3 protein-coding genes are annotated in these 2513 nt (G+C 66.1%); all 3 read left to right on the plus strand.

The window, feature by feature from the left end; genetic code table 11:
• Positions 1–159 precede the first annotated feature (159 nt).
• Positions 160–732, plus strand: coding sequence for a transposase (locus tag ACFV3E_RS46535; protein ID WP_500542595.1), 573 nt, complete (start codon positions 160–162; stop codon positions 730–732).
• Between the two features lie 247 nt (positions 733–979).
• Positions 980–2224, plus strand: coding sequence for an IS110 family RNA-guided transposase (locus tag ACFV3E_RS46540; protein ID WP_500542597.1), 1245 nt, complete (start codon positions 980–982; stop codon positions 2222–2224).
• A gap of 122 nt (positions 2225–2346) precedes the next feature.
• The coding region (locus ACFV3E_RS46545) for a transposase (protein ID WP_500542599.1) at positions 2347–2513 on the plus strand (167 nt) is incomplete at its 3' end.

Consider the following 2513-nt stretch of genomic DNA (forward strand, 5'->3'; position numbering starts at 1 on the left):
CCGACCCACCCCATGAGCTCCAGGCCCTGATCGACGCGGTGACCACCGGACACGGCATCGACCTTTACCTCCGGATTTAACGAACTACCGTTAACAACGGCATTGGGAAGCCCCCTGTCGAAGCGATGACCTGGGGGGTGGTGTCACCAGGCCCGAGGGGTGCCGTCGGAGACGCTGATCAGAGGCCCGATCACCGCCCGGCCGGGCGCAATGCCCGGCCGCTTTCGGGTCGCCGAGATCCGCCGCCTGGACCGGCGGATCACCACCGTCACCGGGCAGATCACTACAGCAGTAACCGAGACCAGCACCACCCTCACCGAACTCCACGGCATCGGGGACCTGCTGGCAGCGAAGATCCTTGCCCGCACCGCGGGCGTGAACCGCTTCCGGTCGGAGGCTGCATTCGCCTCCTACTGCGGCGTCGCACCCCTGGAGGTGTCCTCCGGGGACGTGAAGCGACACCGGCTCTCGCGAGCAGGAGACCGGCAACTGAACTCCGCCCGTCACGTCATGGCCATCGCCCAGATCCGCCACCCCACCCCTGGGCAGGCCTACTACCAGCGCAAACGCAGCGAAGGAAAAGGCCACAAAGAAGCCCTCCGCTGCCTCAAGCGCCGACTTGCCGATGTCGTCTACCGCACGATGCTCCGCGACCGGGATACCTCTCTGATCGCCCCGCTTGACACAGAGAGGTGCCGTTCTTTTTACAGGTGGGCGAGAGCGCTGCGCTGATCACCTCGGATACGGGAAAATGTCGCCGGGCGTCCCGGTCAGCCGATGGGCCTGCGATGAGAGCGAGCTCGTTTTACAGGATGGCGATGGGGGCCGACCAGGGGACCACGGATTGTTGCCATGGTGTCGGTATCCGAGGCCGGGAGCACGCGTGTCAGATTCCACCTTCTCCCTCGGCCCCTCCGGGAGGTCCGCCTGCACGGACGCACCGGACGGGAGGGAGACGCGGATGCCCCGGCACCAAGACGTGAAGGACGACATCATTCATCTGCGGTCCGCGGGAGTGGACCTGGGCAAGCGGTTCCTGCTCGCCTGCGTACGCACCCCAAGCGCCACGCGGGCCGGCACCTGGTCGTTGGAAACCGAACGGTTCGGAACCACCAGGGCCGAAATACGGCGTCTGCTGGCCTGGCTGGTGGACCGGCAGGTTGAGGTTGTGGTCATGGAGGCGACCTCGGACTACTGGCGAGGCGTCTACTACCTGCTGCAGCCGCATCTGAACCTGATGCTGGTCAACCCCGCTCATCTCAAAGGTATCCGAGGCCGCAAGACCGACCCCAACGACGCGGCGTTCCTCGCCCGGGCCGGTGCCTCGGGGATGGTGATGGCCTCCTTCGTGCCGCAACGGGACATCCGCGAACTACGTGATCTGACCCGCCGTCGCACCGAGCTGACCCGCGCGGCCGGCTGGGAGGCACAGCGGCTGGAGAAGGAACTTGAGGATGCCGGGATGAAACTCTCGGCCGTCCTCAGCGACGTGGTCGGCACCAGTGGCCGGTCCATCTTGGAGGCTCTCATCGCCGGAGAGCGTGATCCCGCTCGTCTGGCCGACCTTGTGGTTGGCCGGGCCCGCAACAAGATCTCCGCCCTGATCGAAGCGTTGGACGGTGACTTCACCGATCACCACGCGTTCATGGTCCGGCACTACCTGGACGAGATCGACCGTTGGAAGAAGGTCGTCGCCAGCTTCGACGACCGGATCACCACGCTGCTGGCTGACCGTCGGCAGGACATGGTCAACCTCACCACCATTCCCGGCATCGGGTGCCTCGGCGCCGAGATCATCATCGCCGAGACCGGCGGCAACATGGCCCAGTTCGCCTCCGCTCACCACCTGGCCTCCTGGATCGGGGTCTGCCCAGGACAGAACGAGTCTGCCGGGGTGAGTCGCTCCGGCCGCACCCGTCCCGGCAACAGCAACCTCAAACGGCTCCTCGGGATCGCCGCCATGGTCGCGATCAAGAACAAGGACTCCTACCTCGGCGTCTTCTTCCGGCGCCTGGCCGCACAACGCGGCGGCAAACGGGCCCTGGTCGCCGTGATGCACAAACTCGCCATCGCCCTATGGCACGTCCTGCACGACAAGACCCACTACCGCGAACTCGGCGCCGACCACTTCACCCGACGCGACCCCGAACGCGCCATGCGTCGCATGCTCAAGGAAGCCAACAGCCTGGGTCTGACCATCCGCTTCGAGCCCATCACCGCTTGACTATCCAGCCGTCCGCTTCGAGTCGATCCCCAACACCTGACCTGGGCGGTCCACTCTATTTTCGTGTCAGTCCCTCAGCCACCTCGCGGCCGAGATCGTCATCGCAGAGACCGGCGGGGGACATGACCCAGTTCGCCACCGCCCACCACCTCGCCTCCAGGATCGGGGTCTGCCCTGGGCAGAGCGAGTCCGCTGGCGTGAACCGCTCCGGGCGCACCCGGCACGGCAACACCAACCTCAAGCGACTGCTCGGGGTCGCCGCCATGGCAGCAGTCCGCAACAAGGACTC

Origin of the sequence: Streptomyces sp. NPDC059718 (assembly GCF_042733315.1) — a bacterium.
GTDB lineage: Bacteria > Actinomycetota > Actinomycetes > Streptomycetales > Streptomycetaceae > Actinacidiphila.